Source organism: Sporocytophaga myxococcoides DSM 11118, from assembly GCF_000426725.1.
In the GTDB taxonomy this organism is placed as follows: domain Bacteria; phylum Bacteroidota; class Bacteroidia; order Cytophagales; family Cytophagaceae; genus Sporocytophaga; species Sporocytophaga myxococcoides.
In genome coordinates this window covers 173,652-196,630 of sequence record NZ_AUFX01000009.1, presented here as the reverse complement: position 1 = coordinate 196,630, position 22,979 = coordinate 173,652, and the positions used below count along the sequence as shown (strand labels likewise).

Here is a 22,979-nt window from a genome sequence, read left to right as displayed (position 1 = left end):
AATTTTTATGTAATATGTACGCCTGAAAAAATGCTATTTATTTGTATGTTTTTTTATGGATTCTTTTATTCTTCCCATGAAATGCTAATTTTATTAGATTATATTATTTTTTTATAGGTGAGTTATTGTAGATTTTGTTAGAAAAAATACTGTAAGTTTTTAACTTTTATTAACTTGTGTGTTTAAACATCTGTTCTTTTTATTTAATCGTCATAAAAAATGGGGTATAAAAAAAGCCCAATTTTAATCGGGCTTTAATGATGTTTGTAAGATGCAATACAGTTTAATTTACTGTTCCTCCGTTAGTAATTTTATTTATAGGACTCACAAAAGAAAGTTTTCCATCTTTATCTTCTGCCATTAAAATCATTCCTTTAGATTCAATTCCTTTTATTTCCCTAGGAGCAAGATTTGCTAGCAGACAAACCTGCTGGCCAATAATTTTTTCCGGTTCATAGTATTCTGCAATACCACTTACAACTGTTCTGGTATCGATACCAGTGTCAAGTTTTAGTTTTAGTAATTTTTTTGTTTTTGCTACTTTTTCCGCTTCAATAATGGTGGCAATTCGAATGTCCATCTTAGTAAAATCGTCAAATTGAACCGCAGGCTTTTCCGGAGATACAGTCTTACTAGCCAATTCATTGGCTATTTTGGTATCCTGAAGTTTTTTGATCTGAGCTTCAATGGTTGCATCTTCAATTTTGTCAAATAATAAATCTCCTGCTTTCAGCTCGTGGCCGCTCGCTACTAGATTCTCTCTGCCTGCATCTTTCCATGTCAGGTTTTTCAATCCTAGCATTTCAGAAAGTTTTGCAGCAGTATATGGCATAAATGGCTCTGCAAGAATTGCAAGACTAGCAGATATCTGAAGGCTGATATTTAAGATTGTTTTAACTCTTGATTCATCTGTTTTAATCAGTTTCCATGGTTCTGTATCTGCAAGATATTTATTACCAACCCTTGCAAGTTCCATCATGAAAGTCAACGCTTCTCTAAATCTATATGCTTCAATGGAGCCAGCGACTTTTTCCGGAAGTTCTTTTAGTTTCTCAAGTACTTCTTTGTCAATATTTTCAAGGGTGCCCTGAGCAGGTACGATACCTTCGTAGTTTTTGTGAGTAAGCACCACTGCGCGGTTTACAAAGTTTCCGAAGATAGCAACAAGTTCATTGTTGTTTCTGGCTTGGAAATCTTTCCATGTAAAATCATTGTCCTTTGTTTCAGGGGCATTAGCACAAAGAACATATCTAAGCACATCTGCCTTCCCTGGAAATTCCTGCAGGTACTCATGAAGCCAAACGGCCCAATTTCTTGAGGTTGAAATTTTATTTCCTTCCAGATTCAGAAACTCGTTTGCAGGTACATTGTCCGGTAGTATATAATCTCCATGCGTCTTCAACATTACGGGGAAAATAATACAATGAAATACAATGTTGTCTTTTCCTATAAAGTGTACAAGTTTGGTGTCTTCTTTCTGCCAATATGGTGCCCATGCATCCGGAGTTCCTTGCTGTTGAGCCCAATCTTTGGTTGCTGATATGTAACCGATTGGAGCATCAAACCATACATAAAGAACTTTGCCTTCCGTACCTGGCAGGGGAACAGGAACTCCCCAGTCAAGGTCTCTTGTCACAGCACGGGGCTGAAGGCCCTGATCTATCCATGATTTGCACTGTCCGTATACATTGGATTTCCACTCTTTATGTCCTTCCAATATCCACTCTTTGAGCCAGTTTTCATACTTATCCAGAGGCAGGTACCAATGTTTGGTCGATTTTAAGACAGGTTTTTCTCCACTAAGTGTAGAATGTGGATTTATTAGTTCTGAAGGACTTAAAGTACTTCCACAGTTTTCGCACTGATCGCCGTAAGCCTTTTCAAATCCACATTTGGGGCAAGTACCTTCAATGTATCTGTCAGCAAGAAACTGAAGTGCTTTTGGATCAAAATATTGTTCTGTTACTTTTTCCTCGAAAATACCTTTATTATAAAGCGTTTTAAAGTACTCGGAAGAAGTTTCATGATGTACTTTAGAAGATGTTCTTGAATATATGTTAAATGATATTCCGAAATCTTTAAAAGAGTCCTTAATGATAGTATGGTATTTATCAACTGCTTGCTGAGGTGTAATGCCTTCTTTTTTAGCTCTTATGGTAATAGGGACTCCATGTTCGTCCGAGCCGCAGACAAAGAGTACGTCCTCACCCTTTAGTCTTAAGTATCTTGCGTAAATGTCAGCAGGAACATAAACACCGGCGAGATGGCCGATATGTACAGGACCGTTTGCATAAGGCAAAGCTGCTGTAATTGTATGTCTTTTGTAATTTTTACTCATAAGCTAAAAATAAGAACAAATTTATTTGAGAAAACAGCACAAAGGCCGTTCGGTTTTTATATAAGGAGTGCAAATATAACTGGTGCAACCAGAAATTTTACTTTTTCTTTTGCAAGGTCAACTATTTTTAAGAAAGTCATGTTAGGACTAAAACAATAAGAAATAGGCTTTTGGGTATAGTTTAGGGCTATTAGGGAAGAATTATTGAGGTTCTTCATCAGAAATTAACCTAATTACTAAGCAATTCGAAACTATTTTTTTAATTTTGTAGCTTAGTTTTCACAAAATATATGCAAAGCATCAGGAATATTGCAATTATAGCACACGTTGACCACGGTAAAACTACCCTGGTAGACAAGATCATTCACGCCTCTAAAATCTTTAGAGAAAACCAGGAGTTTAACGATCTGCTTCTGGATAACAATGATCTTGAAAGGGAAAGAGGTATTACCATTCTTGCGAAAAACGTTTCGGTAAGATATAAAGGTATCAAGATAAATATTATCGATACTCCCGGTCACGCCGACTTTGGTGGTGAGGTAGAGCGTGTTTTGAAAATGGCAGACGGTGTTATTTTGCTTGTCGATGCGTTTGAAGGGCCTATGCCTCAGACGAGATTCGTGTTGGGCAAAGCGCTTGGTTTAGGTTTAAAGCCGATTGTCGTTGTAAATAAAGTAGATAAAGAAAACTGTCGTCCGGACGAGGTACATGAGTCAGTCTTTGACTTGATGTTCAACCTTGGTGCAAATGAGGATCAGCTTGACTTTGTTACTATGTATGGTTCATCTAAACAAGGATGGATGGGACCTGATTATAAAAATCCAACAGATTCTATCATTCCTTTGCTTGATGCAATTGTTGAGCATATACCGGAAGCCCCACGCCCGGAGGGAATTCCTCAGATGCAGGTAACTTCTCTTGATTATTCAGCTTATCAGGGTAGAATTGCTATCGGAAGAGTTTTCAGAGGCGAGTTGAAAGAAGGTGCGAATATGGCACTTACAAGGGCCGATGGTTCTATTAAGAAAGTGAAGATAAAAGAACTTCACGTTTTTGAAGGTCTTGGAAAATTAAAAGTAGAGTCTGTGTCAGCTGGTGATATCTGTGCTGTTACTGGACTTGATGATTTCGAAATCGGTGACACGCTTACCGATGCTGAAAATCCAGAGCCTCTGGAAAGAATAGCGGTAGACGAACCTACAATGAGTATGTTGTTTACAATCAATAACAGTCCATTCTTCGGTAAAGAAGGTAAATTTGTTACTTCTCGTCACCTTAGAGACAGATTAATGAAGGAAACTGAGAAAAACCTTGCATTGAGAGTTGTTGAAACTGATACAGAGGATAAATTCTTAGTTTTCGGTAGAGGTATTCTTCACTTGTCAGTTTTGATTGAGACAATGAGAAGAGAAGGTTATGAATTACAAGTAGGGCAGCCGCAGGTAATTTTCAAAGAAATTGATGGTCAGAAATGTGAGCCTGTAGAGATATTGGTTGTTGATGTTCCTGAATCAACCGCCGGTAAAGTAATCGAACTTGTAACTCAGAGAAAAGGTGAGTTATCGATCATGGAGCCTAAAGGTGATCTTCAACACCTTGAATTCAATATACCTTCAAGAGGAATTATAGGTTTGAGAAATAACGTTCTTACTGCAACTGCAGGTGAGGCAATTATGACTCACAGATTTAAAGCATACGAACCTTATAAAGGTACAATTCCTGGTAGATTGAGTGGATCTTTAATCTCGATGGAAACAGGAACTACAACTGCTTATGCAATCGATAAACTTCAGGACAGAGGATTTTTCTTTGTTGATCCGGGAGAAGAGATTTACATGGGACAGGTAATAGGTGAGCATACAAGGGGCAATGACCTTACTGTAAACGTGTTGAAAGGTAAGAAATTAACCAACATGCGTGCATCCGGTTCTGACGACAACGTTAAAATCGCTCCAAAAATAAACTTCTCATTAGAAGAGTCTATGGAATATATTCAGGGTGATGAATACCTTGAAGTAACTCCAAAGAGCATAAGAATGCGTAAGATTTACCTTGAGGAAGGTGAGAGAACCAGAATGTCTAAGAAATCAGAAGCTGTTTCTTAATCTTTAATGCAAAGAGAATATGGGTATCATGAGCACCGAAAGGCGCTCATGTATTACTCCAAATCAGGGAAAGGTAAGAAGGTACTTCTTACCTTTCATGGTTTTGGGCAAACCTCAAATCACTTTCAGGAGTTGGAAGATGTCCTTGCAAGTGAGTATACATTCTATAGCTTTGATTTATTTTTTCATGGCAAAAGCTATTGGCCGTTTGAAGATCAGCCACTTCAGAAAGATTTCTGGAATGAATTTTTTGCCGGGTTTCTGGAAAGCCAACAAATAGAAAGATTCAGCTTACTTGGATTTAGCATGGGAGGGAAGTTTGTTCTCTCAAGTCTGGAATATTTTTATTCAAAGATTGATAAAGTAATCCTGATAGCCCCGGATGGTATTAAAACAAGCTTCTGGTACAACATTGCAACTTACCCCACACTTCTGCAGGGAATATTTAAAAGGACCATTGTAAAGCCTCAAATCTATCATAATGTGGTAAATACCTTAAACAGGTTTAAGCTACTTGATAAAGGCCTTCACCGGTTTGCCAATACACAAATGATAACCAGAGAGCAGAGGCGAAGGGTTTACTTCTCATGGATCGTATACAGAGATCTGAAGTTCAGCACCAGAAAGATTGCAAGTATCCTTAATGAGAATAAGATAGAGCTGGAACTCTTTTTAGGAACTTATGATAAAATTATAAATCTAAAGAATATGAAGTATTTTCTTCGTAATCTGAATAATTATAAATTAGAAGTACTTACCGCCGGGCATTCCAATCTTATACATGCTGTTGCAAAGTATTTTAAGGGGCGGATAAATAAATCAGAAGAGGATTAAACTTAATTTGTATGAAAGGCAAAGTTGTCATAATCACTGGAGGATCTTCAGGAATAGGTAAAGCATGTGCAGAGGAGTTTGGAAATAAGGGTGCAAAGATTGTCATAACAGGAAGAAACAGGGTAAACCTTGATGAAACTGCTTTGTTGCTTAAAAGTAAAGGAATTACTGTCTTAGCGATACAAGCAGATTCTGCTAAGGAGGAAGATAACGAAATGCTCGTCAATGAGACGATTAAAGCCTTTGGCAGGATAGATATTCTTATAAATAACGCAGGTATATCCATGCGAGCATTATTCACAGATGCGGATTTGGGAGTATTAAAGAAGGTGATGGATATTAATTTCTATGGAACTGTATATGCTACCAAATATGCCTTGCCGGAAATTATTAAAAATAAAGGCTCTGTAGTCGGTGTTTCTTCTATAGCTGGAAGTGTAGGTCTTCCTGGAAGAACGGGATACAGCGCTTCTAAATTTGCTATGAATGGCTTTCTGGAAGCACTACGTATAGAACTCTTATGTAAAAACGTTCATGTGCTGGTGGCTTGTCCAGGTTTTACGACGTCCAACATCAGAAATACATCTTTGTCTAAAGACGGAAGCATCATTGGAGAATCATCAATGGATGAAGGCAAGATGATGAGTGCGGAAGAAGTTGCTCTGAACATTTATAAAGCTGTAGAGCAAAGAAAGAGAGATCTTGTATTGACCTCACAAGGTAAATCGACCATCTTTCTGAAGAAGTTTTTTCCCAGCCTGGTTGATAGAGTAGTCTTCAATCATATATCGAAAGAGAAAGATTCACCGCTTAAATGATTTTCATCTCCTACCAATAGTAGATGATTTTTTTTGATGTAAACAAATTCACCATTCCAGCTGATTCTGTACCATACATCATCTTCTGACCATACTATAACACGATGACCTTTTTCTATTTCAGCCACAGGGTCTGCTCCTGCAGAAGGGCCGCTCATTAAGTAAGAATGGTCCTGGCTGATGATTCCTTTCATGGGAACGATATCATAATTGGTAAGAATGTATGCAAAGGATAATACAAAGACGAAGAAGAGAGGACGCAACCCCAGTCTTTTGCTATAAAATTTTTTGAATATAAGGTAGAGGTAGATAATTGCAGATACAATTAGGAAGAAGAAGATGATGTAATAGTAATATTGATTGTAAAGAGAAATAAAGTACTCCAGATCTGTAAATGTATAACCAGTAAGCTGATGGGCTGATGCAAGTTCATCCATTTTTTCAAGTACTCTTTTGTCCGGTTGATATTTATAAAGCAGATTTAAATAATAAAGAGCCATGGTATAATCATCTTCATGTTCTTTGATCATTGCCATCTTGAGCAGCATTCTGGGGGAAAATTTTTCTGAAGAAGAAAGTATGTCAGAATAGATGCTATAGGATTGTGGATATTTTTTTTCTTTGAATAATGAATCCGCAAGCTTCAGGGAATCAGCATAATTGACGCAATAGGCAAAGAGGGGGAGAAAAAAAACAGCAAGTATTGTAAATAAAATTCGCTTCATGTTTTGCAAATATAAAAAAAGCTTATACTTTTGCATCGCATTTACGGAAAACGATTTCGAAAAAGCAAAAAAAACAAGAATCCGTAGCTCAGCTGGTAGAGCATTACACTTTTAATGTAGGGGTCCTGGGTTCGAATCCCAGCGGGTTCACAAAGAAATCCTCTGAAGACAGAGGATTTTTTTTATCGCAATCTTTAGAGAAGCTAAAGATAATCAAACAAGAGTAATAGTAAATTTTCATAGGAATCCGTAGCTCAGCTGGTAGAGCATTACACTTTTAATGTAGGGGTCCTGGGTTCGAATCCCAGCGGGTTCACAAAATACATCACATTGTATCAAAAATGCTCACTTTTACTCAGAAGTGAGCATTTTTGCTTTTGGGCCTATTTTAAATTTTTGCAAAATTTTTATTTTGGATTCAATCACATTGAATCTTATGGCAATAGTAAAATATGAATTATCAAAGAATGCCTTTAGTCTATAATCTTTAACAATAATATTTTTAAACTCCTCACTTCTTTTTTATTAATAATTCTTAATAAAGAGTTTTTAACATGGAATTAGAAAGTATATTATTTACATTTCGCTTTATTCTTTTGCTTGAGTTTAGGTGGTATAGTTGTAAAGAATTGTATAAAAATCCGAATTACGCATTCTTCAAAAAAATTATGAAAAGAATTAAATCAAGTTTCTACATAATTCTCGGATTACCTCTCTTTTGGATACTTTTAAAAGGGTATGTTTTTTATAAAGCTACAAGCATATTTGAATATTCTCACAGTCCAAATGATTGTGTGAAGACTTCACCTAAAAGAAACCCCGTTGGAAAGGTGGAATTGAATAATTTTAAAAAGATTAATTTTGTTCTAACTAATTTGAATTTTGTAATTCCTCAATATAATAAGGTTGTTAAAGATTCGTCAATTACGAATAAAGCCAGAATTGTAACTTTTGTTGATAATTCAAAAGTTATAGTAACATATGATTCCGATATTGAGGGGTTAGATTATTTAAAGCACTTTAATGAGACTAGTAAGAATTTGGAAAGTGAATATTTCAATGATTATTTAAGTAAACATAATATCAAGACTAATTATCAATTCTTAAAGTATACTTATAATTTCAAGCCGAATGATATAAGTATATTTGATTCTAATGACGAAATTGTTGTTGAGAATGCGATTTTACGACTCAAAGAACTCGTAATGGTTAATGGTTATGATATTTACTTTAATAATTTTGAAACACCAAATATTAAAGGATTTCAATTCGGAAAGCCAGGTGTATCTAAAATTACTTTATTAAATATATTTGATTCAAATGATCAGCAATATTCAATTATTTTAAGCGGAAAATTATTAAAACAAGAATATATTGATTATATAATATCAAGGATAAAAACTAATGGTAATACTAAATTGAAGTCAAGTAAGAACCCCCTGTAACGGAATACTGCATATTTGTCAAGTTGTATTTTTATAAGAACTTTGAGCGTTGGTTTATTTGTTAAAAAATCAGCCTTAATTCAAAGGTTTTCCTTAAAATCTTCATATAAAAATTTCGAAGATAGTCCCAAAAGGTTCACATTCTGATTTAAAAATCCTCACTTGTATTTTAGGTGAGGATTTTTTGGTTAAAGCTTTTTGCTTTTCTGTAGAATCAAAAAAATAGTTATGTATTAACTAAAAAGTAATATAATGGATGTTAATCAATTCTTTCTGTTCGCTTGCAATATGCATTATATAATCAGGTCCTAAATTAATCTCTGATAAATACCACCGTTTTTTATATAAAATTGAGATCACATCTTCAATGAAAATTTCATTTAAAGGAATAGAAAGACCTCTTCCGTCAGCCTTTGCTGTACTTTCCTTTTTTGTCCAATAAACATAAAATGTTTTTAAAGGATTGGTGGATGTTAAAATTGCATTCCATTCGAATTCTGTAAATATACTTCTAAAATCAGCGATAGATATCTCTTTGATTTCTTCAACATCTATCCCAATCTGAAATCCATTGGCAATTGCCACTGCTACATATTTTCCGGAATGAGAAATACTAAAATTTATTTTTGAATTTGAAGTATATGGACGGCCGTATTTGTTGTACTCCAGCTGATATAATATATCTCGATTGTTAAAGTAGTGTGCAAATATTTTTTTCAATAGGAGTTTTCCAAATAAACGTCCTTGGAGATCAAATGGCATTTTATATCTCAAAATATCTTCTCGCATTGAAGAGGGAAGACAGTTTAAGTAAGTATTTAATTTCTTATGGTCGAGGATGTCCTCAAACTTAGTATAAAATATTTCCATTAATAAGCATCGAAAAACTTTCAGATTATTGATATTAAAGAGAAAGAGAGTGTTATACAAACTCTCATTCATATACCACTCTCTTTCTTAAACTGATTTCAATCAAATATTAATCAAATTTCTTCGACATGATAATTCTCGTTTTCCAAACACTTTTTAATTTGTGCAGCAGTAATTCCGATATAAGGTTCTTTAAAAAGGGTATTATGATTTCCTGGAATTTTAATTAAAGTTATATTATGAGCTGAACAGTATCTATTCCAACCCATATAAGGATCAGATGAAGAAGATACTACTAGTTCATCTAAAGCTTTGAACAATACAATTTTTCCATTGTATGGTTTGAGCTTATAATCACTTATCATACTTCTAAATTGATTTAGAAGGAAATATTGAAGGAGTTTCTGAGATTCATTATAAATCAATTTTACCTTAGCTCTGAAAGAATTATAAGAGAAAGCAGCCTTCCAATGAGCAAACTTGTCTGATAAATATTTCTTTGATGCCTTAGAAACCGTTGCTTCAGGAGTGTAAACTTCAAATAAAGATAACAGTCCAATCTCGTCTCCAGCGGCAGTAAGTTGCTGTGCTACTTCATAAGCGATAATTCCACTGGCACAAAAGCCACCGATGAAATAAGGACCTGTTGGCTGAATCTGTTTCATTTGCTTTATAAACATAGCTGCAACTTCTTCTGTTCGGTCTATATTTAATGGCTCAAACCCATATAGCGGCTGATCCTCTCCGAGATACTTCGCTAGATTATGATAGAATAAATATCCTGGCAATAAGAATAATGGAGGTTTATTTCCTTTGGGTTGTATAGGAATAATTCCTGTTTTTTTAATTCCGGAATCTCCTTTTATAACCTTACTGAGCTCTTTAATAGTAGGAGCTTCAAATAAAATGGACAATGGATAATTTTGTCCAAACTCCCTTTCAATTTTGGCCATCACTTTTGTAGCCAGGAGAGAATGTCCTCCTAATTCAAAGAAATTATCTGTAATGCTGATTGCATCTCTTCCTAAAATCTCTTCGAAGATTGCCACAAGTTTTTCCTCTGTAGCATTAAAGGCAAACTCAAATGTTTTGTTTGCTTTAATATAATTCTTGGTACTATTTGCTAATGCCTGACGATTAATTTTTCCGTTAGAAGTCAATGGAAAGCTTTCCTTTTTGATCAGATAAACAGGTATCATAAAATCAGGAAGAGTCTTTCTTAGAAAAGTTTTTACTTCGGCTTCCGTTAAGTTCGTATTGCTTAAATAAAACCCTATGATCTTTTTATCACCATTGTCATCTTTTAAAAGAACAACGGAATCTTCTATCAGTGGATGGCTGGATATAGCATTTTCAATTTCTCCTAGTTCTATTCTATAGCCTCTAAGTTTAATTTGATTATCTTTTCTTCCTCCAAATTCTATTGTTCCATTTTCCAACCATCTTCCAAGATCTCCTGTTTTATATAGTCTTCCTTCATAACTAAACGGATCCGGAATAAATTTTTCTTGCGTACGTTTTTCATCGTTTATATATCCTCTTGCAACTCCTTTTCCTCCTACATAGATTTCACCCTGCACACCAATTGGAAGAAGATTAAGTGATTTGTCTAAAATATAAACGGTAGTATTCGTGATTGGCTTACCTACAGGTATATCTTCTTCACTCGTATTCTCTATTTTATGATAAAGCGAAAATGTCGTGTTTTCTGTAGGTCCATATCCATTGACTATTTCAAGGTGAGGAAGCGCTTGTTTAACTTTATTAATATGCTTCACTGATAATTTATCGCCTCCTACAAATACTGATTGGAGAGGTTTAAAAATGTCTACATCAATATCTACTAATTGATTAAACCAGGACACTGTAAACCACATCAACGAAATTCCATTTTCTCTTATCTTTTCTTTCAGTAATTGATGATCTAATAAATTTTCTTTTGGATATACAAATAATTCACCACCGTTCAATAATATTCCCCATATCTCAAATGTTGAAGCATCAAATGAAAAGGCACCTGTTTTTAATAGCTTAGTATTGTTTGTTAATGTAACATAGTTAGTGTTTTTTACCAGCCTTACAATATTCTTATGTTCTACTCCAACTCCTTTTGGATTGCCAGTGGAACCTGATGTATACATGACATAGGCTAGATGATTGGTAAGTATTCTACTTTCAGGATTCGTATCTTTTTCTTTACTTAATTCTTCACCAAGTCGATCCAAAACAATCCATTGGTAAGAAGAATCAGGTAGATAGTTTAGGTATTTTTCTTCACTGATAATAATTTTAACCTTTGAATCATTTAACATATATGCAATTCTTTCTTTCGGATAGGCAGGATCTAAAGGAAGATATGCACCCCCAGTCTTCAATACAGCAATCATGGATAGAATACTAAACTCCGATTCATCCATTAATATACCTACCAGTTCTTCAGAAGAGATTCCTTGTTTTTTAAGATAATGTGCTAAATGATTAGAACGAATATTTAAATCATTATAACTGATTTTTTTACCATTCCAATTTAGTGCAGTTGCATCTGGTGAAGAGAACACTTGTCTTTCGAATAATTCATGTACTGAAAAATCAGGAAGATTTCTTTTTGTATCATTCCATACTTTTGTGAGAACTTCTTTTACTGATTGATTCAATACTTCAATTTGAGATAGCTTGATTTTAGGGTTTGACATCACTTGTTCCAAAAGCATATGAAATGAATTCAACATTCTTTTTATAGTAATAGAATGGAATAAGTCAGATTTATACTCTGCAGATACAAGGTATCCTTCTGCTTGTTCTGAAACAGAGACAGTAAGGTCAAACTTCGCATGTTTATTTTTCAATAAAATATTCTCTGCTTTAACTCCTGTTAAATGCAATGGGTCTTCATGTACATTTTGAAAAGCAAACATTACCTGAATAAGTGAATTGACATCAGCTCCAGTATCTTTTCTCAATTCATTAGCAAGAATGTCATAAGGCAAATCCTGGTGCTGAAATGATTCTAGTAATGTTTGTCTAACTTCTTCTACCAATTCTTCAAATACTAGATCTTTAGAAAAATCAGTGGGAATAATTAATGTATTGACAAAAAAACCAATTAACCTTTTTGTCTCTGCATCTGCGCGATCTACAATAGGGATTGCTGTATTTATAAATTCATTTTGGCTATATTTAAATAATAGCGATTGGAATGCACTAAAAAAGGTCATAAAGAGGGTGACATCCTTTTCTTTACTATATTTTTTAAGTGAATTGATAAGAGAGGTTGGTATTAAAATCTCTTCATACAAGGCACTATCAGAAACAATATCTTTACCAGTACGCTCATATGGCAGTTTTAATTTGGAAATTTTATCGCTTAACTTATTTTTCCAATATCCTAAAAGTTCATTTACTTTAGTCTTATTAAGATATTGTTTTTGTACCCCAACGTAATTGTTATATTCTTTTGTAAGATCCTCAAGATTTATATCTTCATCATTGAGGTTAGAATTATAAAGCTTATTCAGTTCTTCTAATATGATAGCAAATGACCAGGCATCAGAAATAATATGATGGGCAGAAAGAATCAAAATGCTACTTTCTTTCTTTTTTTTGATCACTGTTAAACGAATAGGAAGATCTTTACTCAAATCAAATGGTTTTTCAGCTTCATCATCTATCAATTTTTCAATAATTGTTTCTTCGTCATCATTAGTTGATTTTAAAAAATCAGATAAACTACATACTCTTACTTTAAAGGTCGCTTTAAAATTTAATTTAGCCTTAGGTTCTCCATCTACTTCAATGAAATTTTTTCTTAAATTTAAATGCTTATCCAGAAGTTGTTTTATACTTTTTTCCAATACTCCTGTATTTAGTTTACCAGACAAGTTATAGGCTTTTACAACATTGTAAATAGCCTTATTGGGAAGAAATTGGTAGAGAAACCATAATCTTCTTTCGTTAAATGACAGATCAAACAAAGCAGGTTTTCTGAAAAACAATTTATGGACGCTACTCTCTTTGTCTTTTGAGGCAATTAAATTTATCTCTTTTTTACTTATAGAAGTATCTAAGGATTGAGTTCTTAAGTTTGATACTTCTTTTAAGTTGATGGGAGTTATATTTTCTATACTTTGTTTTTCTACAATAAATGGATTATTCTTTTCATGACTATTGATTTTATTAAAGCTATCTTCAGTTAGTTGACTTTTAGAAGCTATCAATGAAGTTAATTTTTCAATTGTAAGATTATTGAAAATGTCTTTCATTGAAAAATCAGTATTGAATTTCTTATTGATATACATTTTTAATTGCATGGCATGGAGAGAATGTCCTCCTGCATGGAAAAAATTTTCCTGAATATTAATTTCCTTATTCAGAATCTCCTTCCAAAAACTGACAAGTTCTTTCTCAATACTATTTTTGTTAATGGAGATAGATACCTTTTGTTGAATAGGTGTTTTTTCGTTGTATTTTTGAAGCAGAGCTTTTGAGTCTACTTTGTTATTCTGATTAAGAGGAAAATGATAAAGAAGTAAGATGTCCGAAGGAACCATATAATCAGGTAAATATTTTTCAATAAAGTCTCTCATCGATTCTATCGTCAGACTTTCTCCTTCTTTTAGAATTATACAGGCAATCATTAATTTGTCTTCATCTGTAGTATCTTTAATAATGATTTTGCCCTCTTTAACAGATGGATGTTTTGTTAATATTTTTTCTACTTCCTCTATCTGAATTCTGAATCCTCTTATCTTTATCTGATTATCATTTCTGCCAAGGAAATCGATATTGCCATCCGGTAACCACCGGCCAATATCTCCAGTATTATATAAAACATCCCCTTCTACAAAAGGACTTTTTATAAATCTTTGTGCTGTTAATTCCGGGTTGTTTAAATAACCACGTGCTACACCAATTCCTCCAATATATATTGTTCCATAACAATTGATGGGCATACAATTTAAGTGTTTATCTAATACATACACCTTGCAATTGGGATTGGGCCTGCCAATAGGGATACGAGAGGTAATAGGGCTAGAATTCTTAGGTATTGTATAAGTACATGAGGAAACTGTTGCTTCGGTAGGTCCATATATGTTAATTATAGGGACGTGTTTATTAATATTATTAATGTCTGAAAATTTTAAAGCTTCACCTCCACAAGAAATACTGCGTAATTTCGATAAATCAGGATTAATTGAATTAATGACTCTTAATATGCTGGGAGGGGTAGAGAAATAAGGCATATTATATTTATTGATTAATTCAAGTGTTTTTTCTACATCTCTTATTTCTTCTTCTGTTGGAAGTACAACTGTTCCACCAATAGTTAATATCGGAAATAGTTTGGATACTGAAGCATCAAATGCTAATGAAGGCATAGACGGAACTGTATCATTAGGAGTAAGCATATACCGATCTTTTATCAACATTATATTATTTACAACACTATTATGTTGAATCACGATTCCCTTGGGAGATCCCGTAGAACCGGAGGTATACATTACATATGCCGCGTTTTCAGGTTTAACCTCTGTTATTGGATTAGTTAAATAATCGTTATTAAGCCAATCATTATCACTTATTACAAGTTTATTCTCTTCTGGAAACTCTAATAAACCTTTTAAACTAGAATTTGTAATTAATAACTTGGGTCTGGCATCATCCACCAGTAATTGTAGTCTTTTAACAGGGTAGTTTGTGTCAAGTGGAACATACACTGCACCAGCTTTTAAAACTCCTATTATAGATATAACTGACTCTAATGATAACTCAAACAATACACCAACAAGATCTTCTTCTTTTATTCCTCTATTGATTATGCGCTCGGCTACACCGTTTGCCCTTCTATTTAATTCTTTGTAAGTAAGTGATTGACCGTTGTAAATTATAGCTATGGAATCAGGTGTTTTGTCTACTTGTTCTTCTATTAAATGATGTAAACATATATTTTTGCGATAATTTTTTTCAGTAGCATTCCATTCAAAAAGAATTTTATTCCTTTCATCTTCACCCAACATATTGCATTCGGAGATTCTCTTTTGAGGATTTATTATTGCTTCTTTTAAAATATTACAATAGTGTTCATTACTATTTTCAGAGATAGAGATTTCCATTAAGTCTAATCTTGCTTCAAGACAACCACACATGACATCTTCTTCGGAATTAAATAAATTAATTGAAAGAACTGGTAAGATATTTTGAATGTCTGTCCTTAGTAAATTCAAATTGAGATTGGAACTGCCTTCAAGTTTATCGTCAAATGAAAAATTAACCACAAATGGATAAGAGTCTTTTTTATCTGCGGTTGCTCCCTCTGTATCTTTTTGAATTTTATCATTCAATTGTTGAATTAATATTTCAAAAGTAGGATCTTCCGAAAGATCTATTTCTATGTATGAAATTCTTTGATTGGATTTGTTCAATACATTTCCATTGGGTTTTATTGAATTATTATATGATACTAAGAATTTGTCTTGATCTGTATATCTTTTTGCCAAAGCAATAAATGCACTTAGTGATAGTATAAATGTAGAAAATTTGTTTTCGTTGAGATGCGATAGTTTTTCTTTGACTTTATCTAAACTATTTTTTTGTAACCTTACATTTTGTCTTAATACTCTTACTTCACTTTCCATAGTGTTTTTACTAAAATTTAATTTACTGATTTTGTGATCTTTTAAAAGCTTGATAATAAAGAAACGGGTATAGATTTTCTTTGTTATTAAAATTGTGCCAAGGCCGTATTTATTGGAGGGTAGAAAGTCTATAAGATTAATGATGCTTTCATAGAACCATTTGCTTATTATTTAGTAGTGAAATTTAGTTTTACAAGAACGTCGTTTTTTTTTCTTCCATTAGTGAGACAGCAAAGATTTTTGAAAGAAGAATTTTTTTTTGAATAAGGAGATTTTTTTATTAAGGGAAAAGATTGTTTTACACAATTTTTATAGGGAGAAAAATTGGTAGTGTATCCATTCTTCGCATTTTTCCCAAATGCACATATATGAATGCAATATTTTGTCAAACAATCCAGATGAATTATTTCGGGCATTTTAACTTGTCAGTAGCAATAATAACTTTTCTCAATATTCCTTAAAAAGATCTTTGCCATATCGATTTTGTAAAATTTCATTAGAATACCATGCAGTCATGTTAAATAACTGGGTTTGGAAGAAGTAATCAGAAGTCCTAGGCGTTTGCATAGGTTTCGATGGAGTAAATATCAAGAAGTATACTCTTTTGATATTGATTTTTTACTAAAAATATATTTTAGTGAGTGAAAGGAGAAAAGGCAAAGGTCTTATTTGCTCTTGCTAACTTAAGTATCATATCACAGTTGATAATTTATAAATCTATAAAGATGCTAAAAGATAAAAATATTATCTGCCTTGGAAATAATATGTGGGAAAGCAATTTCACAAATACTATGGCAGAAATCATGACTGTTTTAAGTTCAGATAATAAAATACTGCATATAGATTATGCATTTAGTTTTAAAGACTTTTTAAGGGGCCCTAAGTATGTTCCATTTAAAAAGACATTAGGGATAGAACCAAGGTTGAGAGAAGTATCAACCAGGGTTAATTCAACTATTAATGTTTTAAGTCCTCCTCCAGTGCTTCCCATAAATTTAATACCCTCACATGGATTATTTGTAAAACTATTAAGAATAAATGCTCGCATTGTTGAAAGCGAAATTAAAAAAGCTGTTCAGAAACTGAAAATCAAAGATCCGATTATTGTTTCAGGATTTAATCCTTATTATGGAACAATGCTTGCGGGTAGGCTAGATGAAGTATTAAATATCTATTACTGTTACGACGAAATAGCAACAGGATGGAACTCCCATCATGGAGTTTTGATAGAAAACGATTATATTAATAAAGCAGACATTGTAATTACCACTTCAGAAAATCTTTTCCATTCGAAGAGTTGTAAAACCAAAGATTGTTATTTAATTAAGAATGGGGTTGATTTCAATCGATTTAATAAACATGCAGGAAAGGTAAGGGATGCAAAAAAGAAAGTGATAGGATATACAGGGAGTATTGACGATCGATTTGATATTGATACAATGAAGTACTTGATAGAAAATCTACCTGAGGTTGAATTTCTTTTTGCAGGAAGAACTCCAGATGAAAATGCATTTCGTATTTTATCAAAATTTTCAAACACTCGATGGCTAGGAGCTAAAAAGCCTGAAGAAATCCCTGCAATAATAGGAGACATCGATCTGGGAGTTGTTCCTTATTTAAAAAATGAATATACAAGATGCGTATACCCATTAAAGTTTAATGAATATCTTGCAGTAGGAAAACCAGTGGTTTCTTCGGATTTTGCAAATCTTCCGGAGTTCAATCCCTTTATTCATTTTGCCTCTTCTAAGGATAGCTTTCTTTATGCTGTCAAAGAAGAACTGAATAACGATAACGAAATTAAGAAAGAAGAAAGAATAAAATTTGCATCTGGAAATTCATGGCAAAAACGGGCAGAAGATTTTTCTTCTATCATTGAAAATGCATTAGAGAAAAAAAGGTTTTTAAAAGTTGCTGTTTGAATTAGTGAAGATAAGCTATAAGAGCTCACTTCATGATTTATGGAAGGAATGTTTTACTCACAATTGAAAAGAACTTAATCTGTAATTTAACCTGAGTAAAGTTGTATGATTGTTTCCCTAGGTTTGGTAATTAAAGATAGATGTAAAGTAGTTCATATTTGATTTAGGGAAGCTATTATTTCACAACTTTCAATAGTAATAAAGTGTCCAATGCTTTATTACTATTATTTTTTAGAGCTACCCATTGGTAATTGGAGCAAAACAATATTGTCATAAAAGTTACAAAATTTGGAGTTTAATTTTTGCAGGTTATTTATGAAATTTCCCCTTATCTATTTGTTTTTTTTCGAATTTTTAAACAGTGCCTTCCTGTCGGTATGTTAGCCTTATAGATAAGCAAATCAAATAAGTACGTGAGAACGAATATCGATTATTTAGAAAATAAGCCTGTTGTTGTTATTGGTGCAGGCATAAGTGGTTGTACTTTGGCTTTGTATTTGGCGAAGAAAGGTTATAAGGTGCAGGTATATGAAAAAAGAATGAATCTTATAAATAACAATGAAATTAAGAAAAGGACAGTAGGGATGTCAATCAGTGAAAGGGGAGTCACTACTCTTAAAGATTTGGATTTGTATGATAGTTACAAGTCATTGCTGGTGCCCAAATATGGCCGTTCAGTTCATTTAAGAAGCGGGCAGGTATACCCACAGTATTATGGCGCTAATAAGGAGGCTATTTACACCGTCAACAGAAAACATTTTAATTTTTATCTGATGGATGCTTGTTTGAAAACAGGCAATGTAGAGTTCTATTATGGGCATAAATTGGAAGGAATTAATGTAGATGCTAAGGAGATTACATTTATTACAAATAACAATTATAGTATAGATGGCCAGGACAATAGTAATACCGCTGAAAAAGTTGTTAAATATGAATATCTATTTGGATGCGACGGTACTTTCTCATGTGTTAGACAAAGGCTGGTGGATCAGGGTTTGTTAGATGCAACCCTTTCGACTCTGGACTATAGATTCAAAGAGATTTATATCCCTCCAAGAAACGGTGAATATGTGCTTGATCCTAATTACGTGCACATTTGGAATATAGCGGAGCTATTGTTCGTTGCGTTGCCAGATGGTAAGAAAGGTTTTAATGGTACCTTGTTCTATACAGAATCATGTGAAGTAAATAAATTGAAGGATAATGAGAAGTTGTTTGAATTTGTGCAGGAAAACTGCCAGTTCCTTTCATTTATTGATAAAGATCAGTTCATACAGGAGTTTAACAGCAATCCAGAATCTAAGATTTCTGAAGTAAAATGCAACAATTGGAACTACCGAGATCAGGTATTACTGGTAGGAGATGCAGCTCATGCTATGCCTCCTTTCTATGCTATGGGCATGAATACCTGTATGGAAAGTGTTAGAGTTTTTGCACATCTTATTGATGAATTTGGAGGAGATATCGGCAAAGCCATTTCTCATTTTACTGAGAGGAGAATTGGTGACACTGAGGCAATGAAAGCTATGGCTAATAAGAATTATAAAAAGCTTAGAAAGTGCCATAACAAAGATTTTGATGAGAAATGGAATCAGGCACATGAGGCCATGAAGCATGGAGAATACGAGACAGAATATTTCCAGGTAGCATTTACAAATAAGCCCTTTAGCCAAATAGTTGAAAAATATGGACAGGGAGTTGATGCTGAAGAAAATGGTTTACCACTAATAAGTCATTAACCACTTGCTTTGATAAAGAATTAAGAATATTAATATATAAAGTTTAATAAAGTCAATGTAAGTTGACATTAGGCAGATGTATGATTTGGGATTGCTTGTGTTAAAGCTTGGAAATACTGCAAGGGAAAAATAATTAAAAGACAGTCTTTATCGCTTGTATCCCAATGAATACACTTTTGTAGAATATATGCCCTTGTTAAGCTAGTTAAAATAAGTTTTATTCCGTAGGTTTTTCTTAAATCTTCATATAAAAGTAAGAAAGATTTCAAAGAGGTTCTCATTCCGATTTAAATCCTAATTAGTATTTTCATATGAAGATTTTTGCATTTATACATTATTTATTATTTTGTCATATAATTTTAAGATTCTCAATCGCAATTTCAGGAGCGGATAAAGTTTTTTAATTAGTTTATTTTTATCATTAGAATAAGCATGGTAAATATAATGTTACATGATCAAAAGGATTTTTGATTTGAGGTCTGATCTATTAAAAGGGCTATATGTGGGAAATTCCTAACCTATTCAAGGTATTTTAAGTATACTCAATAGTATGAACAAAACTCTAGTTTTTTAAAATTTTAATCTTTGCAAGTAACTTTTTAAAATAAAATAAATATGGCCAACATTAAAAACATTCAAGGACTTTCTGGCAGTGATATTGAAAGAGAATTAAGCAATGGAGCAAAATTCGTTGTATTTCAATATTGCATTTCGATTGTTGTAATGACTTTTAGACGCTCAAGTGATATATATTTTATCAGGGCTGGTGAGTCGACTTTGAAACATGGAATTGGTTTTACATTACTAACACTTTTTTTTGGATGGTGGGGAATACCCTGGGGACCTATATATAGCATAGGTGCTTTATTTACGAATATTACAGGTGGAAAAGATGTAACCCAGGAAGTATTAAATTCAATGCAATCTGCAAATAGTAATCCTGTAAGCCAGCCTGTAGCTCACTCCTAATAGGGTAAATAAACAACGGTTTGCACAAAATTTAAGATTAATATCAAGTGCCCCCCAGGATAGAAGGCTTGGAGGGCATTTTAATATATGACCAGACAATTTTGTTTTAAATAAAATATTCGACCATCGAAAGTGTATTTTCCTAACAATTAGGTTGGTACGATGTTTTTTGTATTATACCAAATCGTTAATGATCTTACTAAGTTTGCTTTTTGGGAAGATTGCTCAGTTTATTCTAGGGAAATTTGACGCCATGTGGACGAATGTTATCTTTGATGCTATTACTTCCCTTGTTTTTTTTATTATCTCTTTCATTATAGGATATATTATATGGAAGAGAAAAGACTTCAGGCGATTCTGGTGGGTCCTGCTCACCTTTCTTTTTATTACAGGGACCGGCATTAGTCACCTTATTGATTTTTTAACTATTTGGAAACCAAATCATAAGCTTGAAGTTGTTGTCAGAGCCATCACGTCAATAGCATCATTAGGGGTGATTTATGCTTTATTTGTGCTTGCTCCAAAAATTCTAATCATCATAGATAGCCTTTCATTTCGTGGTTTAAAAGCTCAACTGAATGATCACGTGAAAGATTTGGAGAAACACAAGTACTTTATACAAAATCTGGCTGCAGCAAGTCCTAATAAATTGTACGTATATGATATAAATGAAAAAAAGAATATCTATTCAAACAAAGAATTGAACGAATCCCTTGGCTATAGCTCTGACGATTTGAAAAGTATGGGAAATTCGATTATATCGGAGTTAATACATCCGGACGATGTTCAGATGATAGAAGACTATTTTAATGGATTTAAAAATGCAGAAGATGATGAAGTAAGGTCGCTGGACTACAGAATAAAGGATGTAAATGGAGGGTATAAATGGTTTTATTCAAGGGAAAAGGTTTTCAGAAGAGATAAAAAAGGAAATGTATGTCAGATCATAGGAATCGTGATTGACATCACAGATAGAAAGAAGGTTGAGGAAGAATTAAAGGAGAGCCAGTTATTCAATCAGAAGGTTGCAGAGACCACACCTGATTCCATTTTTATAGTTGATTTGGATTCTGGGGCAGTTGTTTATATCAATCGAGAACCAGAAAAATATTTGGGTGTCACCGCTGATATGCTTACTGAGTGGGGTATTTTGCATCCGGATGAAAATGCAGCAATAAAAGCCAGATACGAAAAATATAAAAAATTAAAAGATGATGAAATTACCACATTTGAGTTTAGTGTAAAAGACCCGAATACCGGGAAGTGGAATTGGACAGCATCAAGAGAAATACCTTTTCAAAGAGATGCCGAAGGAAATGTGACGCATATTCTGGCGATTTCAAGAGATATTACAGAGCTTAAAGATATTCAGGATGAATTAAAAGCAGCGAACCAGAATCTGGAGGAAAAAGTAAAGGAAAGGACCAACGAGTTGAAAAAAAGAGAAAGCCAGTTGAGTCTTATTACTAATGCAATTCCTGCAATGATAGCATACATCAATAAGGATAACATATGTCAGTTTGCCAATGAGAATTTTAAGAAGATCAGGAATGTTTCGGATAACATAGAAGGTAAAGCGATTCAGGATGGGATGGATAAAGAAACTTATAACATATTTCATGAATTGTTGAACGGATCGTTATCCGGAAATGAAACTTCTGCTGAAATAAGATTAGAGTTAAAAAGCAAGTTATCAAAGACTATCAGCCTCAATTTTATTCCAGATATATTTGACAATAAAGTAAGGGGAGTGGTCATCATGGGAATAGATCTTACCGAAAGAATTGAAAACGAAAAAAAACTTGAAAAGAAAAATTTTGAATTATTAAGAATTAACAATGATCTTGATAATTTCATTTATACTGCCTCTCACGATCTGAAAGCGCCTATCATTAATATGGAAGCCTTGGTGGATATTATTTTTGAAGGGGGAAAAAGAAGTAAATCAGAAGAACAGCAGTCTCTTATTGAGATGATAAAAACTTCAATTGAAAGGTTGAAAATTACTATAGAAGAATTAACGGAAATTAGCAGGATTCAAAGAGGTGTGAATGATGCTGCAGAAGATATTTCATTTAAGACAATTATTGATGATTTTAAGCAGGATTACAGAGAGCAGATAAAAAAGGATAAAGTCACTTTTATAGAAGATATTCAGATCGCTTCAATTCATTTTTCTAAAAAGAATTTACGAAGTATTATATACAATCTCTTGAGCAATGCCATTAAATATAGAAGTGAACGAGATCCTGTAATTAAAATAAACACGGAACGATTGGAAGAAGGTAGAATAATGCTTTCTGTTACAGATAATGGTCTGGGGTTGGATAAAAGGCAACAAGGTAAATTATTTCAAATGTTCAAACGCTTGCATACTCATGTGGAGGGGACAGGAGTGGGACTTTATATTGTGAAAAAAATGATTGAAAACATAGGTGGGCATATAGAGGTGGAAAGTGAATTAGACAAAGGCTCCACTTTCAGGATTTTTTTCTAGTATTCAAATTCTGGATTCCCATTTTTTGATTTTTAGAAGAAATTTAACTAACAAATTATGAGGTTTTGAAGAAGTTGAATTTTTA

General features: G+C 33.2%; 12 protein-coding genes and 2 tRNA genes. 10 read left to right on the top strand and 4 right to left on the bottom strand.

The features are described from left to right. Positions 1-283 precede the first annotated feature (283 nt). Entirely contained in the window at positions 284-2,338 is a 2,055-nt protein-coding gene (gene metG / locus K350_RS0111610; RefSeq protein ID WP_028980061.1) for a methionine--tRNA ligase, read from the bottom strand. Between the two features lie 290 nt (positions 2,339-2,628). Here metG and typA point away from each other — a divergent pair, with 290 nt between their 5' ends. From typA to K350_RS0111590, 3 genes are read left to right on the top strand one after another with little or no spacing between them, the layout of a single operon-like run. Then, a complete protein-coding gene (gene typA, locus K350_RS0111600; RefSeq protein ID WP_028980060.1) occupies positions 2,629-4,443 on the top strand; it encodes a translational GTPase TypA in 1,815 nt (604 codons plus the stop codon). 6 nt (positions 4,444-4,449) lie between these two features. Continuing rightward, positions 4,450-5,277 carry an alpha/beta hydrolase gene (locus K350_RS0111595; protein ID WP_028980059.1) on the top strand — a complete coding sequence of 276 codons (828 nt, stop codon included), beginning with the start codon at positions 4,450-4,452 and terminating at the stop codon, positions 5,275-5,277. An 11-nt stretch (positions 5,278-5,288) separates the two neighbouring features. After that, a complete protein-coding gene (locus K350_RS0111590; RefSeq protein WP_211236737.1) occupies positions 5,289-6,095 on the top strand; it encodes an SDR family oxidoreductase in 807 nt (268 codons plus the stop codon). Here K350_RS0111590 and K350_RS31990 read toward each other — a convergent pair. Beyond that, the gene (locus K350_RS31990; RefSeq protein ID WP_156027010.1) at positions 6,059-6,820 is read right to left on the bottom strand and encodes an SH3 domain-containing protein; all 762 of its coding nucleotides are present in this window, start codon (positions 6,818-6,820) and stop codon (positions 6,059-6,061) included. The genes K350_RS0111590 and K350_RS31990 overlap by 37 nt on opposite strands. Before the next feature lie 77 nt (positions 6,821-6,897). On the opposite strand from K350_RS31990, the gene K350_RS0111580 reads away from it, so the two are divergent. From K350_RS0111580 to K350_RS0111570, 3 genes are all read left to right on the top strand, one after another. Beyond that, positions 6,898-6,970, top strand: a tRNA-Lys gene (locus K350_RS0111580). A 93-nt stretch (positions 6,971-7,063) separates the two neighbouring features. Beyond that, a tRNA-Lys gene (locus K350_RS0111575) sits at positions 7,064-7,136 on the top strand. A 352-nt stretch (positions 7,137-7,488) separates the two neighbouring features. After that, positions 7,489-8,265: a hypothetical protein gene (locus K350_RS0111570; RefSeq protein WP_162144161.1), complete on the top strand. Its 777-nt coding sequence runs from the start codon at positions 7,489-7,491 to the stop codon at positions 8,263-8,265. Between the two features lie 237 nt (positions 8,266-8,502). On the opposite strand, the gene K350_RS0111565 is transcribed toward K350_RS0111570, so the two are convergent. Both K350_RS0111565 and K350_RS0111560 read right to left on the bottom strand, forming a co-directional pair. Continuing rightward, entirely contained in the window at positions 8,503-9,135 is a 633-nt protein-coding gene (locus tag K350_RS0111565; RefSeq protein ID WP_028980056.1) for a 4'-phosphopantetheinyl transferase family protein, read from the bottom strand. Positions 9,136-9,248: 113 nt separating this feature from the next. Next, positions 9,249-15,767 carry a non-ribosomal peptide synthetase gene (locus tag K350_RS0111560; protein ID WP_028980055.1) on the bottom strand — a complete coding sequence of 2,173 codons (6,519 nt, stop codon included), beginning with the start codon at positions 15,765-15,767 and terminating at the stop codon, positions 9,249-9,251. A 641-nt stretch (positions 15,768-16,408) separates the two neighbouring features. Here K350_RS0111560 and K350_RS0111550 point away from each other — a divergent pair. The 4 genes from K350_RS0111550 to K350_RS31065 all read left to right on the top strand — a co-directional run bounded on the left by K350_RS0111550 (position 16,409) and on the right by K350_RS31065 (position 22,894). Next, positions 16,409-17,689, top strand: coding sequence for a glycosyltransferase (locus K350_RS0111550; protein ID WP_028980053.1), 1,281 nt, complete (start codon positions 16,409-16,411; stop codon positions 17,687-17,689). A gap of 413 nt (positions 17,690-18,102) precedes the next feature. After that, complete coding sequence (locus K350_RS0111545; RefSeq protein WP_028980052.1) at positions 18,103-19,428, top strand: FAD-dependent oxidoreductase; 1,326 nt, start codon at positions 18,103-18,105, stop codon at positions 19,426-19,428. A gap of 615 nt (positions 19,429-20,043) precedes the next feature. Further along, complete coding sequence (locus K350_RS28410) at positions 20,044-20,397, top strand: hypothetical protein (RefSeq protein ID WP_037575281.1); 354 nt, start codon at positions 20,044-20,046, stop codon at positions 20,395-20,397. A gap of 190 nt (positions 20,398-20,587) precedes the next feature. Then, on the top strand, positions 20,588-22,894 hold the full coding sequence (locus K350_RS31065; protein WP_051313065.1) for a PAS domain-containing sensor histidine kinase: 2,307 nt from the start codon (positions 20,588-20,590) through the stop codon (positions 22,892-22,894). Positions 22,895-22,979 lie beyond the last annotated feature (85 nt).

Bases quoted from the DNA above. Each gene is read 5' to 3' on its own strand.
- metG (WP_028980061.1), bottom strand. From the start codon at position 2,338: ATGAGTAAAAATTACAAAAGACATACAATTACAGCAGCTTTGCCTTAT.
- typA (WP_028980060.1), top strand. From the start codon at position 2,629: ATGCAAAGCATCAGGAATATTGCAATTATAGCACACGTTGACCACGGT.
- K350_RS0111595 (WP_028980059.1), top strand. From the start codon at position 4,450: ATGCAAAGAGAATATGGGTATCATGAGCACCGAAAGGCGCTCATGTAT.
- K350_RS0111590 (WP_211236737.1), top strand. From the start codon at position 5,289: ATGAAAGGCAAAGTTGTCATAATCACTGGAGGATCTTCAGGAATAGGT.
- K350_RS31990 (WP_156027010.1), bottom strand. From the start codon at position 6,820: ATGAAGCGAATTTTATTTACAATACTTGCTGTTTTTTTTCTCCCCCTC.
- K350_RS0111570 (WP_162144161.1), top strand. From the start codon at position 7,489: ATGAAAAGAATTAAATCAAGTTTCTACATAATTCTCGGATTACCTCTC.
- K350_RS0111565 (WP_028980056.1), bottom strand. From the start codon at position 9,135: ATGGAAATATTTTATACTAAGTTTGAGGACATCCTCGACCATAAGAAA.
- K350_RS0111560 (WP_028980055.1), bottom strand. From the start codon at position 15,767: ATGGAAAGTGAAGTAAGAGTATTAAGACAAAATGTAAGGTTACAAAAA.
- K350_RS28410 (WP_037575281.1), top strand. From the start codon at position 20,044: ATGGCCAACATTAAAAACATTCAAGGACTTTCTGGCAGTGATATTGAA.
- K350_RS31065 (WP_051313065.1), top strand. From the start codon at position 20,588: ATGATCTTACTAAGTTTGCTTTTTGGGAAGATTGCTCAGTTTATTCTA.